A 14,283-nucleotide genomic window follows, 5' to 3' on the forward strand; every position below is an offset into this window, starting at 1 on the left:
TCAGGAGAGACCATGAAACGGGTAAGTATTGCCGCTGGCATTATTGTTAATCCGACACAAGATAAAGTCTTTATCACTCGCCGCCATGCTCACGCGCATCAAGGGGGAAAGTGGGAATTTCCTGGCGGAAAAATTGAGGGGAGTGAAACCCCGCAACGGGCACTGCTGCGTGAATTAAACGAAGAAGTCGGGATTACTGCAAAAGCGGTCAGCCCCTTTATATCGTTGGACTTTGACTTTCCCGACAAAGCATTAAGTTTGGATTTTTTCTTGGTCTGTGACTTTGAGGGTGAGCCCCAAGGCTGTGAGGGGCAAGAGGGTATTTGGGCACCGATTGCCGAATTGGATAACTATCCGTTTCCCGAGGCCAACGATGCGGTATTAGAAAAAATTCGCGCTCGGTTCTGAGCGCGAGAGAGGCGTTGTAGAAAAGTGAACAGGGGCAGAGCGTTTACTCGTGCTGCCCTTCTGACCAGAGATCATCATCAGAAAGATCAGGGGCCCCGGGGATGGCTTTTTCTTCACTGGCCCATTCTCCCAAATCAATCAACTGACAGCGTTTACTGCAAAATGGACGATGTGGGCTGACCTCTCCCCAAACCACAGGCTGTTGGCATGTTGGGCATTTGACAACGGTAGGGGCATCACTCACGTGGATCTCCTTAACAAACACTGATATGAACAGACATATTGTCGGCGACCTCGTGATCGTCGTCAAATGGCATAAAGCGGATCGCGAAGCGGTTTTTGTGCCCAGACACTAACGGGTAAACCCCGAGATCAGGGGATATCTTAAGCCGAATTAAGCAGGCTCCATCCGCCTCTTGCTGGTAAAAGCCTTGTTGGACGGTGGCGGTTCCCCCGTGTGCGCTTTCACGCGTGAGCTGCAGCCAGAACGCCAAAGCGTGGCGTAATGGTGCCAGGGTTTCCATCCATGCCTGAATCGCACTTTGCCGTGCGGCAAGCGGTTGATGGAGCCAGTAATGGAAATTGGGGAGATCAAAGCTACAGCTCCCCCCTGGAATCGAAAAGCGCTGCTTGATGCTGGTTAAAAAGCGATCTTCTTTTAACGCTTGGCCGAAGCGTTTGGCTTGCAATACCGCACGTTGGTGTGCGGCGAGTTGATCGAGTAGCTGGTTGAGCTGTGTCTGATCGACCTGGGGGACGTCAGCCCAGGCTTTGAGTTTTTTCTTGAGTTTGTCCAAATCCTTGGCGAGATCCGCTTTCACTTGCACCTGCTCTAAAATCTCCTGTAGGTCAAACAGGCTGCGGAAAAATTGAATATGGTGGCAGGGCGCAGAAAGCCCGCTCACTTCGTCCAGTTGAGAGAGCAGGTACTCCAGGCGCAAGTAAATTCGCACCTGTTCATTGAGTGGGTGTTCATACAAAGTGAGGCTGGTCATAAGCGTTTAGCTGTCCTGTCCGACTATGGGTCGACGTTTGCCTGGGTTGCCAAGGTTAAATACGTGTGATGTAAGGCATCAACTTGCCGATCAAGTTCCGCTTCGGTTTGCGTATTATCGATCACATCATCGGCGACGGCGAGGCGTTGTGAGCGACTGGCTTGTGCGGCCAAAATCGCGTGAACTTGTTGTTCGCTCACGTGATCACGCGCGAGCGTGCGCGCGATTTGTGTTTGCTCGTCAACATCGACGACCAACACCCGTTGCGCCAATGACGTCAGGTTATTCTCTACTAACAAGGGCACCACAAGCAAACAATACGCTGAACTGGCCTGCGCACAGGCTTGGATCATGCGTTGGCGGATCATGGGATGAAGCAGGTTATCGAGCCATTGCTTGTCGTCTGGATGACTAAACACTCGCTCACGAAGCCAGGCACGATCTAGGCTGCCATCTGGGGTTAATGCCGGCGTGCCAAAACGCGCGACAATCGCGGCCAGACCATCACTACCGGGAGCAACCACCTCACGGGCGATCACATCGGCATCAATAATATCAATGCCCTTGGCGGCAAAACGGTTGGCAACCGTGCTTTTACCACTGCCAATCCCTCCGGTTAACCCGACCACAACGGCCATTAGCGCACTCCTAGAATTTGTGAAAGGTACCAGTGTAACAGGCTATCGCCCCAAAGCAGACTTAGCCAGCCTGCGACAGCAATAAAGGGGCCAAAGGCAAACGCGTGTTGCAGACTTTTTTGTTGTTGGCGCAGTAATAGTGCCCCGACAATGGCGCCACTCAGTGAGGCGAGTAAAATCAGTAGCGGTAAAGCTTGCCAACCGACCCAAGCGCCCAGTGCAGCAAACAGTTTAAAATCCCCATAGCCCATGCCTTCTTTGCCAGTGGTGAGCTTGAATGCCCAAAAGAGGCTCCATAGGCTGAGGTAGCCTGTCATGGCGCCGATGACACTGTCTGTGAGTGAGACAGGGCTGATCCCCAAGAGTGCGAGAGCGATCCCAGCCCAAAGGAGTGGCAGGGTAAGCTGATCGGGCAGCAACAGGGTTTCCCAATCAATGAGGGTCAGCGCCAGCAAAGTGAGGCTGGCCGCCATCACCGCGACGGCCCACGCCGGTGAGGAAATAAGCCATGCCGGTAACACACAGACAATAGCACTGGTGACCTCGACCAGTGGGTAGCGCGGACTAATCATCGTGCCACACTGACGGCAGCGGCCTTTTAACATCAGCCAACTGAGCAAAGGAATATTATCGTACCACGCAATCGGCTGCTGACAATCTGGGCAGTGTGAGGCGGGAAGACACAAATCAAAGCGCTGCGCGTTAGGGGCGTCAATATTAGCATCGGGAAACGTGGCCAAGCATTCTTGCCGCCAACGCCGCGCCATCATGATTGGCACGCGCGCGATGACCACATTTAAAAAGCTACCGACAATCAGACCAAATAAGCCAGCAAAAAAAATGAATAACGGTGATGAGAATATCAACATGGTACCTTCTGGGCATGAACCTTGTGCGCATCATAGCGCCTTGTGGCGAGAGACTCTATCTTGGCTAGCCAAGAACAGACATCAGATTAAAAATGGGTAGATACATGGCCACCACTAAGCCGCCAATTAATAGCCCTAGCACTAAAATTAACAGGGGCTCGATGATTTTACCGAGATTGTCCACGGTGTTGTCGACCTCGGCTTCATAGATTTGTGCGATGCGATTGAGCATATCATCGAGCGATCCCGACTCTTCGCCAATCATCACCATTTGCGTCACCATCACAGGGAAACTATTACTGTCGCGCAAGGCTTGGTAAAGCGGAATACCAGTGGCCGTGTGCTGATACACGGCGTTAAGCGCGTGAACATAATACGCGTTGGTCATGGATTTCGTCGCGGCTTGCAAGCCAGAGAGTAACGGAATACCGGCACTAAAGGTGGTGGCTAAGGTGCGAGAAAATTTGGCAATGCAGGCTTTGCTAATCACTTCACCAATGACGGGGAATTTGAGCAGCCAGCGGTCATAGTGATATCGGTAGGTCGCGTTTTTACGCTGCAGTAATTGATGCGCAGCGGCAAGGCCCGCTACGACAACAGTCATGGTTAAGGCGTGCTGACTGACGATATCAGATAAGGCGAGCACTTGTTGGGTGAGCCAAGGCAGTTCTGCCCCGAAGGAGTCAAAAATATGTTTAAACTTCGGGATCACGAATACCAGCAGGTAGGCACTGACGCCTAATGCCACGCTGACCACGATGCTGGGATAGATCATGGCTTTGATGACTTTACTGCGAAGCAACGCCTGCTTTTCACGGTATAGAGTCAGGCGAGCAAAGATCTCCGGCAGTTGCCCGGTTTGCTCGCCCGTTGCGACCAGATCGCAATAAAAGCGATCAAACAAGGGACTTGCGTGCGCCAACGCATCACTCAAATTGGTACCCGCCTCCAGTTGCTGGCGGATATGACGCACCAGCAAGCGCATTTCGGCTTTGACCTGATTGAGCGCGATGAGGTTGAGGGCTTGCACGATAGGGATGCCAGACTCAAGCAAGGTGGTGAGATCGCGGGAAAATTGGGTGATATCTGCTGCTTTGGCTTTATGACGACGCTGCTGAAAGCTCGATAGTCGGCGGCGTATGAGGCGGCTGGGGACGATAGATTGATTGGCCAGCTCTTGGCGTGCATCTCGCTCGGTATAGGCGAACACTTGCCCTTGTTTTTCACCGCTTGCGGCGGCTTGGCGCCAATGAAAGAGGAACAGGGTGGGTTTGGCCATGACGACTCCTTAGGCAAGTTGAATAACGCGGGTAAGTTCTTGAATACTGGTGCTCCCTTGGTTGAGTTTGGCAACGCCAGAGTCGGGCAACCGCCACATGCCTTCTTCGGTAGCCAGTTGGGTCAGTTCAATGGCACTGGCATTGCGGTAAATGGCGCCAGCAATGGCTTCGGTCACGGGAAGCACCTCGTATACCCCTGTGCGGCCTTGATAGCCCTGATAGCACTGATAACAGCCGTGGGGGTTAGCTTGGTACAGAGTACTTGGGGTTAGAGACGGATAGAGGTTAGCCAAGAACTGAAGGCGAGGATCACCAGACGGATGCGGTTGTTTGCAAATAGGGCATAAACGGCGTACTAAACGCTGGGCCACTACCAAGCTCAGAGAGCTAGCAAGATTGTAGGGCGCAATGCCCATATGGGCTAAACGGGTGATGCTCTCGGCCGCTGAATTGGTATGCAGGGTTGATAACACCAGATGACCGGTTTGCGCCGCTTTGATCCCGATTTCAGCGGTGTCGAGATCGCGTATTTCCCCCACCATCACCACATCGGGATCTTGACGCAAAAAGGCACGGAGTGCGGTGGCAAAGTCTAAACCAATGGTCGGATTAACATTGACTTGGTTGACGCCTTCTAGCTGGATCTCAACCGGATCTTCGACGGTGGCAATATTACGCTCGGGCTGATTGAGATACTTTAACCCACTGTACAAAGAGACGGTTTTGCCGCTTCCGGTTGGGCCGGTAAACAAAATCATGCCTTGCGGTCTATCCAGTGCCTCTTGATAGTGCCGGCGCTGCCACTCGGTTAAGCCTAAATCATGCAGCGTCAGTTGCTGCGTGCCATTATTCAACAAGCGCACCACCACCTTCTCGCCCCAAACGGTCGGTAAGGTGGAGACGCGCATATCGACGGTGTGATCGGCAGTGAGGGTCAGCTTGATGCGCCCGTCTTGTGGTAAGCGTCGCTCGGCAATATTAAGTTGGGCTAAGATTTTGAGTCGAGTCGACAGCCGCCGCGAGACCCCCGCAGGAGGATGAGCATAGGTGTGCAATAAACCGTCTTGGCGAAAGCGAATTTGGTAGTGCTGCTCAAAGGGCTCAAAGTGCACGTCGGAGGCGTTTTTACGCACTGCATCCACCAAGATCTGTTGAATGTAGCGACTGATCGGCGCCTGATCGCTTTTTAGCTCGGTGCTGTCTTCTTGCGGGCTATCGGTGACGGTCAGGGCGACTAAGTCCTGATCGCTGATAGTCATGCCATCGTGGGTGCCATCGATATCTTCGCCGTACAAGTGACGCAGCGCGGCATCCAAATCCGGCTGACTGAGCACCACCAAACGAACATTGAGCCCAGTAGAAAAGCGAAAGTCGGCGACCGCCTCTGTGTTATCTGGGTCACTGACGCCAAGCAGTAGCTCTTGGCCTTGCTGAGCAAGCGGCAACACTTGATGACGCTGAATCAAATCGCGCCTATCTAGGGCATAACACGTGTCTTTATACGGGTACTGATGGCTTTCTGCAAACGGAAGATGGTGCTGACTCGCGAGGGTGTTGGCGAGCGCGGTGGGGTCAACGCCTGCATCGAGTAAACGGGAGACGCTAAGCGGTGTGTCATCGTCAATGCCCAACGCATGGCGCTGGGCATCAGTCAATAAACCAGATTGATACAACGGAGCGGTTGGGATCATTGGCTGCTTATGCTTTTTTACATCCTTTAATATCACCATCTTCGAAAGTTTCTTTCGTTGTGTATTTACATACCCAAGCAAGCTCGTTTTTCTCAAAGGTAATTATTGTCCCGTCAATAGAGCTTTTTCCATTAAACGTGACTGTAAGCTCAGTCCCTTTATCATCTTCGCCTTCTCCACTAGCGCCCGAGACGTTGACTGTTGCCAACTCTCCGAGATTCGCTGCGTCACCTAAGGCTTTTTTAAAGTCACTCGTTGAAGAGTCACTATTTCCATCCAAATAAAGATCTAACCGTGTAAGAAGAGCACGGCCTGATGCTAACCCTGAATTAAATTCAGCGATTTTTTGTTTATTGACATAAGCGGGGACGGCGATGGCAGACAGGGCTGCGATAATGCCGACGACGATCAGTAACTCAATCAAGCTAAACCCTTGTTGCTTTTTCATCCTATATTTCTCCTCTCAATGATGGTCGGCCGCCAACGCGGTGGCCGCGAGTGCAGCGACTTTACGCTGGTGAATGTGACGCAAAAAAGAGGGCAAATATGAGTTTGAGAGTGAAGGGTAAAAGCCGGATGTAATGGTGTTTTTTTCTACTGTAATATTCGACGGACAACAAATTTTTTGTCACGAAAGCGCGATAAAAAAGGCCGCCCATCGTGGGCGGCCTGGTCGAATCTGAGCGAGCGTACGTATTATTGAAAACGCATGGATAAATCGAGCGCAGTCACGTGCTTGGTGAGTGCGCCGACAGAAATATAATCCACCCCGGTGGCGGCGTATGTTGCCAACGTCTCTAGGGTGACATTGCCCGAGACTTCCAGCGCAACGCGATTTTGGTTTAACGCCACCGCTTCACGCATCATCGGCACACTAAAGTTATCCAGCATGACAATATCGGCGCCTGCGTTAATCGCTTGTTGCAGCTCATCCAGGGTTTCGGTTTCTACTTCGACCGGTTTATCAGGATTAAGTCGGCGCGCCGCTTTGACGGCGTTCTCTATCCCGCCACAGGCGAGAATATGATTCTCTTTGATCAAATAAGCATCAAACACACCAATACGATGGTTATGGCCACCACCGCAGGCAACAGCGTACTTGAGGGCACTGCGCAGTCCCGGAATGGTCTTACGCGTGTCGAGCAATTTGGTGTGGGTGCCGTTGAGCGCTGCCACATAGGTGGCGACCTTACTCGCACACCCAGAGAGGGTTTGAATAAAGTTCATCGCATTGCGTTCACCGGTTAACAAGACACGCGAGGGGCCCTGTAAGGTACACAGCGATTGGTTGGCGGTGATGGCGTCGCCGTCCTCGACATGCCACGTCAAGGTGACTTCGCCACCGAGCTGATGAAACACTTCATCCGCAAAGGCACGGCCACAGAAAACGCCATCTTCTCGGGTGATCAATGTGGCTGTGGATACTGAGTCTGCCGGAATGAGGCTGGCGGTTATGTCTTTACTGGCGTCGATCTCGCCACCCAAATCTTCTCGCAGTGCGTCGGTCACCGCGCGGGTCACGTCGGCGCTGAGGTGAGAGGTGAGATAGGCCAGGCGGCGCTCGCTGTCATGGACAGCATGAAAAGGGGTCGATGTCATCATGGCTTACCGCGGTCATCAAAAAGTGGTCGAATGATAACGCTGGTGATAGCGAAATGCAGCTTTTCTCTCTCGTTTCCCCGTATTCGTCTATCTTTTTAATCATATTCTGTCTTTTAACTTGTCTACACTTTAGGCAGGAACAGTCAAAGAGGTGATGCCATGAAGCGAGGGTTAGCGCTGGTGGCCATGATAGCGATCGCGTTCATTGGGTTTCGTGCTTGGCAGCAACTCAGACCTCCGGTGTCCGAGCCATTATCGTCACTGACCATCGCCGTCTCGCTTACCCCCTTATCGGCACCGATTATTGTGGCTAAGGAGCAAGGTTTGTTTAAAAAGCAGGGCATCGACATGACGCTAAAGCCGGTTCATGGGGGCGTAAAAAGCTTTCAATCCTTGATGTCAGGGGAGGTGGACTTAGCCACTACCTCAGAGACGGTGGTGATGTTTAACAGTTTTGAGCGCGATGACTTTAATGTGCTAACCAGCTTTGTCGAGTCAGATAACGACGTAAAACTCTGGTCTATTCGCCGTGAGATTAGCGGCTCGCTGGTGGATGCGCTCGACAAGGCACGCGTGGGCATTGTTGCGTCGAGTGCCAGTGAATATTTCTTTGATTCCTTGCTGCAATTGCACGACATTCCTAGAGATCAGGTGGAAAAAGTTGATTATCCCCCCGAAGCACTGCCCAACGCGCTCCTCGACGAGAAAGTGGATGCGATAGCCATATGGGAGCCCTATGGCTATCAGCTACTCAAGCAGTCTAACCAGCCGGTACAGTCGCTTGACAGTAAAGGCTTGCACAGCCTCTCTTTTCTGTTAGTCAGTGATCGCTTGCTCGTCAATAAGCAACACCAGGACATGCAACGGGTTGTCAGTGCCTTAGACGACGCGGTGAGCTTTATTCATCAGCACCCAGAGCGAGCGAAGGCACAGGTCTCCGCGTATCTTGACATGTCAGACGATAAACTCAGCTGGCTATGGCAAGATTACTTATTTCGCCTTTCATTGAATGACTCATTGTTACTGCGGTTAAAAAACCAAGCGCGATGGGCGCAAGAGGCGGGTTTAGTTGAAGGGAACACGCCGTCATTCCGCCACATACTCAACCCAGGCCCCTTGGTTGAGGCCACGCAAAAGGTGAGTTTATTAGAATGAGGATTGGTCAGCAGCTCAGTATCGTTGTGTATGCTTGTACGGCGCTCACTTTCGTTACGCTGTTAATTACGGTGGAGCTTTTTTATAAGCAAAATCAAATCCAAGCACGGTTAGACAGCATCGTGGCGGTGCATTCGCAGATTGATAGTCTGCGAGGCCGTCTATGGTTATATCGCCAATACCCCAGCACGCAAACACGTCAAGATGTCCATCAGTCAACCAACGCATTGCGGGCGCAGTTAAGCAGTGATGAAGAGGCGTTACCGCCGCAGTCCGCGCAGTCGATCCGACTCGCGGCAAACAGCATTGATCGCCTATTGGGCATTACCGCCGAGCAATTAGATGATGATCCCTCTGTGGATGACAGGCGTTTGATGCTGTTTTCACGTTTTAATGTGTTACTGCAGGCGATGAGTGAAACCGCTTTTTCGGTGCGTCAGCAAGTCATGCACCAGTCGGGGCAGCAACAGAAAACCCTGCTAGTCGTACATGGTGGCGTACTGGTGGTGTTAGCCTTGTTGGTGACCATGTTTGTGACCAGCTTGCGGCGACGGTTAACACACCGCCTAAAAGCATTGCATTCGACGATTACACAAATAAAGCAAGGTGACTTAACCACTGAATTAACCTTGACTGACAAAGATGAGCTGACTGAGTTGGCTGATCATGTCAATGAGATGAAGCGTGCGCTGAGCCATACCATGGTGGACAAAAAGCAGTTGAGCGAAGAAGTCGCACGCCAAACCCAACAGCTTCGTGAACAGCAACACCAACTTAAATTCCTTGCCGAACACGACGAGTTGACGGGCTTATTCAATCGGCGTGCGTTTGAATCGCATGTTGAAGTGGCGTTGATGCGCGCTAATCGCGCCCAAACGAACGCTGCCTTACTGTTTATTGATTTGAATAACTTTAAGCAAGTGAACGACACCTATGGACATGGTGTAGGAGATGAGCTTCTCAAGGTGGTCAGTCAGCGCTTGAAACAATCCGTGCGCCGCTCTGATTTGGTTGGCCGCTTGGGCGGTGATGAGTTCATTGTCTGGCTGGATTTGTTAGCGGACAAATCGGCGTTGAATGAAGTGATCACACGTATCCAAGACGAAATGCACGCGCCAATACAGGTTGCCGAGACCTCATTGTCTTTGGGCATTAGTATCGGCGTGAGTTGCTTCCCAACGGATGGACTCGAGCTACAGCAGATGATGAATCAAGCCGATGCCGCCATGTATTACGCCAAAACCCATCCGACAGCGCGTTGTTGCTTGTATTCCAATCTACCGACTGACCAGATAAAGTAGCGATTTTGCTCAAGCGGATCGGGTATGTCTTTTTCACAGATTGACAATCATTGGTTGGTAGGCGCGCGCGCTTGCCTGTCTCCTCATCATAACCAACGCCCGGAGAGTAACGATATCTCCTTGCTGGTGATCCACAATATTAGCCTGCCGCCCGGTCAGTTTGACGGTCCCTATATTGAGCAGTTTTTTCAGGGGCACCTCGATCCGGCTGAACACCCTTACTTTGCCGAGATCGCATCGCTTCGCGTCTCTGCCCACCTACTGATCCGACGAGATGGAAGTGTGATCCAGTTTGTACCATTCAGTGCGCGTGCATGGCATGCTGGCGCTTCGTGTTTTGACGGTCGGCAGCAATGTAACGATTTTTCTATCGGTATTGAGCTAGAGGGCACAGACACACATCCATACACCGATCAGCAGTACCAATCGTTAGCGGCGATCACGCAGACGCTGATGCAGTACTACCCAGCCATTACCCGTGATCGAATCACAGGACACCAACATATTGCCCCAGGACGAAAAACGGATCCTGGCGTGGCGTTTGACTGGAAAAAGTTACACGCGCTGATTTAAATGCCTATTGCGTTGATTGATCTAAATGGTCTGACCAATTTTGAAGGGCGGAGTATTCGTGGCTGTCAGGCTAAAAATACACAGGTTTCCATGATGTCAATCAAAGTTCAGGTGGACAGAATACCCGCTGTCTGGTAACTTTGGGGATCAATAAAGTAATTGGTCTTACCAATTTACAATCAGTCAGTTTCTGCAACTAAGCGCCGAGCTTAGGGTGCGGATGGTCAATAAATACAATGGCATATCAGCGAATTCGTCAACCTAAACTCTCAGATGTAATTGAAAAAGAGCTCGAAGGCTTAATTCTGGAAGGGACCTTGTCTCCAGGCCAGAAGTTACCGCCTGAACGAGAGTTAGCGACGCAATTTGATGTGTCTCGCCCGTCAGTGCGCGAAGCGATTCAACGGCTGGAAGTCAAAAAGCTACTGACGCGCAAGCAAGGTGGCGGCACCTTTGTCAGTGAACGCCTTTGGCAACGCTTCTCTGAGCCACTGCTAGAGTTATTGGCGGACCATCCAGAAACCCAGCTTGACTTACTGGAGTCACGACATGCCTTGGAGGGTATTTCTTCTTATTTTGCCGCACTACGGGGCACAGAAGAGGATTTCTCTCGCATTGAAGACTGTCATGACGCCATTCGCCAAGCGCAGCAAAATGGGGACTTAGAGGCAGAAGCATCGGCTGTGATGCAGTATCTCGTTGCCGTAACGGAAGCGGCGCATAATGTGGTGTTACTTCACATCATGCGCAGTCTCGCGCCGTTACTGGAACAGAATATTTTGCAAAATTTTGAGCTACTTTATCGCCGTCAAGAGACGGTGGAAAACGTCAGCCGACACCGAGCTGAGATAGTGGATGCGATTACCGCTGGCGAGCCAGAAAAAGCCCGACAAGCGTCGCATGCACACTTGGCTTACATTGAGGAAACTCTGTTGGATCTTGGTCGAGAAGAAAGCCGTCGCGAACGGTCTCTACGTCGAATTCAACAACGCAAGGACGAGTTGGAGTAGCCTTATTCGCACCGATAAAAACGCGAAGGGCACTGCAGCTGCGACAACGTTTGTTTTGTACGAGTCAATCAACGAAAGGATAGATCGCCATGTCTGAAGTCATGAAACATGACGTGGACGCACTTGAAACACAAGAGTGGTTGCAAGCTCTTGAGTCAGTCGTTCGTGAAGAAGGTGTAGAACGTGCCCAGTTCCTTCTGGAGCAAGTATTAGGGCAAGCACGTTTAGACGGTGTTGACATGCCAACGGGCGTGACCACCAACTATGTAAATACCATTCCTGCTGATCAAGAACCTGCTTACCCAGGTGATGTGAATCTGGAACGCCGTATCCGTTCTATCATTCGTTGGAACGCAATCATGATCGTGTTGCGTGCGTCCAAGAAAGATTTAGAGCTGGGTGGCCACATGGCATCATTCCAGTCTTCGGCGGCATTTTATGAAACCTGCTTTAACCACTTCTTCCGTGCGCCTAACGAGAAAGACGGTGGCGACCTGGTGTACTATCAAGGTCATATTTCTCCAGGTATCTATGCGCGTGCCTTTGTTGAAGGCCGCTTGAGCGAAGAGCAGCTCGACAACTTCCGTCAGGAAGTCGATGGCAAAGGGGTGTCTTCATATCCGCACCCGAAACTGATGCCTGAGTTCTGGCAGTTCCCAACCGTATCTATGGGTCTGGGTCCCATTGCGTCTATCTATCAAGCGCGTTTCCTCAAATACCTCAACGGTCGTGGCCTGAAAGACACCTCTGAGCAGCGTGTTTATGCGTTCCTTGGTGACGGTGAGATGGATGAGCCAGAATCACGCGGTGCGCTGTCATTTGCGGCCCGTGAAAAACTGGATAACCTCTGCTTCTTGATTAACTGTAACCTGCAGCGCCTTGATGGCCCTGTGATGGGTAACGGTAAAATCGTTCAAGAACTGGAAGGCCTCTTTAAAGGCGCTGGCTGGAACGTGATCAAAGTGGTTTGGGGCTCTGGCTGGGACAAACTGCTGGCCAAAGACACCTCAGGTAAATTGCTGCAGTTGATGAATGAAACCATCGACGGTGATTACCAGACGTTCAAATCGAAAGACGGCGCTTACGTCCGCGAACACTTCTTCGGCAAGTACCCAGAAACGGCAGCCTTGGTTGCAGACATGACTGACGAAGAGATCTTTGCACTTAAGCGTGGTGGCCACGAGCCATCTAAATTGTTTGCTGCCTTCAAAGCAGCACAAGAGTGCAATGACCGTCCAACCGTGATCTTGGCGAAAACCGTTAAAGGTTATGGCATGGGTGAAGCGGCTGAAGGGAAAAACATCGCGCACCAAGTGAAGAAAATGGACATGACCCATGTTCACGCGATGCGTGATCGTCTTGGCCTACAAGACTTGTTGTCTGACGACGATGTACAAAACCTGAAGTACCTAAAGTTGGAAGAAGGCTCTGCCGAGTACGAATACCTGCACGCACGTCGTAAGGCACTTCACGGTTATACTCCACAGCGTCTGCCGAAATTTACGCAAGAACTGACATTGCCAAAACTGGACGATTTCTCGGCGTTACTGTCTGAACAGAAACGTGATATCTCCACCACGATGGCCTTTGTACGTTCTTTGAATGTCTTGCTGAAAGACAAGAGCATTGGCAAGAACATTGTGCCTATCATTGCCGACGAAGCGCGTACCTTTGGTATGGAAGGCTTGTTCCGTCAAGTAGGTATCTACAACCCACACGGTCAGACTTACACTCCAGAAGACCGCGGTGTGGTGTCTTACTACAAAGAAGACCAAGGCGGTCAGGTACTGCAAGAAGGGATCAACGAGCTCGGTGCGATGTCATCGTGGGTAGCCGCGGCGACCTCTTACAGCACTAATGATCTGCCAATGATCCCATTCTACATCTACTACTCAATGTTCGGCTTCCAACGTGTTGGCGACATGGCGTGGATGGCGGGTGACCAACAAGCACGTGGTTTCCTATTGGGTGCGACTGCCGGTCGTACAACGCTTAACGGTGAAGGTCTACAGCACGAAGACGGTCACAGCCATATCCTGGCGAGCACGGTACCTAACTGTGTTTCTTACGACCCAACCTTCGCGTACGAAGTGGCGGTGATCATGCAAGACGGTATCCGTCGCATGTACGGCCCTGACCAAGAAAACATCTACTACTACCTGACGCTGATGAACGAAAACTATCATCAGCCAGCCATGCCTGAGGGCGCGGAAGAAGGTATCCGTAAAGGTATCTACAAGCTAGAAACCTACACGGGCGACAAAGCGAAAGTCCAGCTAATGGGCTCTGGCACCATCATGACGGAAGTGCGTAAAGCCGCGAAGCTGCTTAGCGATGAGTACGGTGTGGCGTCTGACGTATACAGCGTGACCTCGTTCAACGAGCTTGCACGTGACGGCCAAGATGCAGATCGCTTCAACATGTTGAATCCAGATGCAGAGGCACAAGTTCCTTACATTCAAACTGTCATGGGATCTGAGCCTGCGATTGCTGCGACTGACTACATGAAAAACTACGCTGACCAAGTTCGTGCGTTTATCCCAGCTGACTCTTACAAAGTACTGGGCACTGACGGCTTTGGTCGTTCTGACAGCCGCGAAAACCTCCGTCGTCACTTCGAAGTGAACGCAGGCTATGTGGTTGTGGCGGCACTTAATGAGCTGGCTAAGCGTGGCGATGTTGACAAAAAAGTGGTCGCAGAAGAGATCAAAAAATTCGACATCGATACCAACAAAGTAAACCCGCTGTTCGCGTAAGAGGC

General features: G+C 51.4%; 14 protein-coding genes. 6 read left to right on the forward strand and 8 right to left on the reverse strand.

Translation table 11 applies throughout. The annotated features are described in order from the left end of the window. The first annotated feature begins 12 nt into the window (after positions 1-12). Positions 13-408: an 8-oxo-dGTP diphosphatase MutT gene (gene mutT / locus BZG72_RS07520; RefSeq protein WP_077606085.1), complete on the forward strand. Its 396-nt coding sequence runs from the start codon at positions 13-15 to the stop codon at positions 406-408. A 43-nt stretch (positions 409-451) separates the two neighbouring features. Here the strand turns inward: mutT and yacG are convergent, their stop codons facing one another. The 8 genes from yacG to nadC form a co-directional block, all read right to left on the reverse strand. Continuing rightward, a complete protein-coding gene (yacG, locus tag BZG72_RS07525; RefSeq protein ID WP_069363361.1) occupies positions 452-652 on the reverse strand; it encodes a DNA gyrase inhibitor YacG in 201 nt (66 codons plus the stop codon). 10 nt (positions 653-662) lie between these two features. Continuing rightward, on the reverse strand, positions 663-1,403 hold the full coding sequence (gene zapD / locus BZG72_RS07530) for a cell division protein ZapD (RefSeq protein ID WP_046073978.1): 741 nt from the start codon (positions 1,401-1,403) through the stop codon (positions 663-665). Between the two features lie 23 nt (positions 1,404-1,426). Beyond that, on the reverse strand, positions 1,427-2,041 hold the full coding sequence (gene coaE / locus BZG72_RS07535; RefSeq protein WP_077606087.1) for a dephospho-CoA kinase: 615 nt from the start codon (positions 2,039-2,041) through the stop codon (positions 1,427-1,429). After that, a complete protein-coding gene (locus BZG72_RS07540; RefSeq protein ID WP_046073980.1) occupies positions 2,041-2,910 on the reverse strand; it encodes a prepilin peptidase in 870 nt (289 codons plus the stop codon). The genes coaE and BZG72_RS07540 overlap by 1 nt, the downstream gene beginning before the upstream one ends. A 64-nt stretch (positions 2,911-2,974) precedes the next feature. Next, the gene (locus tag BZG72_RS07545; RefSeq protein WP_077666480.1) at positions 2,975-4,189 is read right to left on the reverse strand and encodes a type II secretion system F family protein; all 1,215 of its coding nucleotides are present in this window, start codon (positions 4,187-4,189) and stop codon (positions 2,975-2,977) included. Between the two features lie 9 nt (positions 4,190-4,198). After that, positions 4,199-5,881 carry a type IV-A pilus assembly ATPase PilB gene (pilB, locus tag BZG72_RS07550; protein ID WP_077666481.1) on the reverse strand — a complete coding sequence of 561 codons (1,683 nt, stop codon included), beginning with the start codon at positions 5,879-5,881 and terminating at the stop codon, positions 4,199-4,201. 7 nt (positions 5,882-5,888) lie between these two features. Further along, complete coding sequence (locus BZG72_RS16520) at positions 5,889-6,329, reverse strand: pilin (protein WP_077666482.1); 441 nt, start codon at positions 6,327-6,329, stop codon at positions 5,889-5,891. A gap of 248 nt (positions 6,330-6,577) precedes the next feature. Further along, positions 6,578-7,483 carry a carboxylating nicotinate-nucleotide diphosphorylase gene (nadC, locus tag BZG72_RS07560; RefSeq protein ID WP_046073983.1) on the reverse strand — a complete coding sequence of 302 codons (906 nt, stop codon included), beginning with the start codon at positions 7,481-7,483 and terminating at the stop codon, positions 6,578-6,580. Between the two features lie 159 nt (positions 7,484-7,642). Between nadC and BZG72_RS07565 the strand changes: the two genes are divergently transcribed. From BZG72_RS07565 to aceE, 5 genes are all read left to right on the forward strand, one after another. After that, positions 7,643-8,638 carry an ABC transporter substrate-binding protein gene (locus BZG72_RS07565; RefSeq protein WP_077606092.1) on the forward strand — a complete coding sequence of 332 codons (996 nt, stop codon included), beginning with the start codon at positions 7,643-7,645 and terminating at the stop codon, positions 8,636-8,638. After that, positions 8,635-9,939, forward strand: a complete 1,305-nt coding sequence (locus BZG72_RS07570) for a diguanylate cyclase domain-containing protein (RefSeq protein ID WP_077666483.1) — start codon at positions 8,635-8,637, stop codon at positions 9,937-9,939. The genes BZG72_RS07565 and BZG72_RS07570 overlap by 4 nt, the downstream gene beginning before the upstream one ends. A gap of 24 nt (positions 9,940-9,963) precedes the next feature. Next, positions 9,964-10,512 carry a 1,6-anhydro-N-acetylmuramyl-L-alanine amidase AmpD gene (gene ampD / locus BZG72_RS07575; RefSeq protein ID WP_077666484.1) on the forward strand — a complete coding sequence of 183 codons (549 nt, stop codon included), beginning with the start codon at positions 9,964-9,966 and terminating at the stop codon, positions 10,510-10,512. A gap of 236 nt (positions 10,513-10,748) precedes the next feature. After that, on the forward strand, positions 10,749-11,522 hold the full coding sequence (gene pdhR / locus BZG72_RS07580; RefSeq protein WP_046073985.1) for a pyruvate dehydrogenase complex transcriptional repressor PdhR: 774 nt from the start codon (positions 10,749-10,751) through the stop codon (positions 11,520-11,522). A gap of 89 nt (positions 11,523-11,611) precedes the next feature. Beyond that, on the forward strand, positions 11,612-14,278 hold the full coding sequence (gene aceE / locus BZG72_RS07585) for a pyruvate dehydrogenase (acetyl-transferring), homodimeric type (protein ID WP_077666485.1): 2,667 nt from the start codon (positions 11,612-11,614) through the stop codon (positions 14,276-14,278). The last annotated feature ends 5 nt before the right edge of the window (positions 14,279-14,283 follow it).

Origin of the sequence: Salinivibrio sp. PR6 (assembly GCF_001995955.1) — a bacterium.
Lineage (GTDB): Bacteria > Pseudomonadota > Gammaproteobacteria > Enterobacterales > Vibrionaceae > Salinivibrio > Salinivibrio siamensis.

Coding starts and splice junctions, on each gene's coding strand:
- zapD (WP_046073978.1), bottom strand. CDS start 1,403: ATGACCAGCCTCACTTTGTATGAACACCCACTCAATGAACAGGTGCGA.
- nadC (WP_046073983.1), bottom strand. CDS start 7,483: ATGATGACATCGACCCCTTTTCATGCTGTCCATGACAGCGAGCGCCGC.
- ampD (WP_077666484.1), top strand. CDS start 9,964: ATGTCTTTTTCACAGATTGACAATCATTGGTTGGTAGGCGCGCGCGCT.
- pilB (WP_077666481.1), bottom strand. CDS start 5,881: ATGATCCCAACCGCTCCGTTGTATCAATCTGGTTTATTGACTGATGCC.
- mutT (WP_077606085.1), top strand. CDS start 13: ATGAAACGGGTAAGTATTGCCGCTGGCATTATTGTTAATCCGACACAA.
- coaE (WP_077606087.1), bottom strand. CDS start 2,041: ATGGCCGTTGTGGTCGGGTTAACCGGAGGGATTGGCAGTGGTAAAAGC.
- BZG72_RS07540 (WP_046073980.1), bottom strand. CDS start 2,910: ATGTTGATATTCTCATCACCGTTATTCATTTTTTTTGCTGGCTTATTT.
- BZG72_RS07545 (WP_077666480.1), bottom strand. CDS start 4,189: ATGGCCAAACCCACCCTGTTCCTCTTTCATTGGCGCCAAGCCGCCGCA.
- aceE (WP_077666485.1), top strand. CDS start 11,612: ATGTCTGAAGTCATGAAACATGACGTGGACGCACTTGAAACACAAGAG.
- BZG72_RS16520 (WP_077666482.1), bottom strand. CDS start 6,329: ATGAAAAAGCAACAAGGGTTTAGCTTGATTGAGTTACTGATCGTCGTC.
- BZG72_RS07570 (WP_077666483.1), top strand. CDS start 8,635: ATGAGGATTGGTCAGCAGCTCAGTATCGTTGTGTATGCTTGTACGGCG.
- BZG72_RS07565 (WP_077606092.1), top strand. CDS start 7,643: ATGAAGCGAGGGTTAGCGCTGGTGGCCATGATAGCGATCGCGTTCATT.
- pdhR (WP_046073985.1), top strand. CDS start 10,749: ATGGCATATCAGCGAATTCGTCAACCTAAACTCTCAGATGTAATTGAA.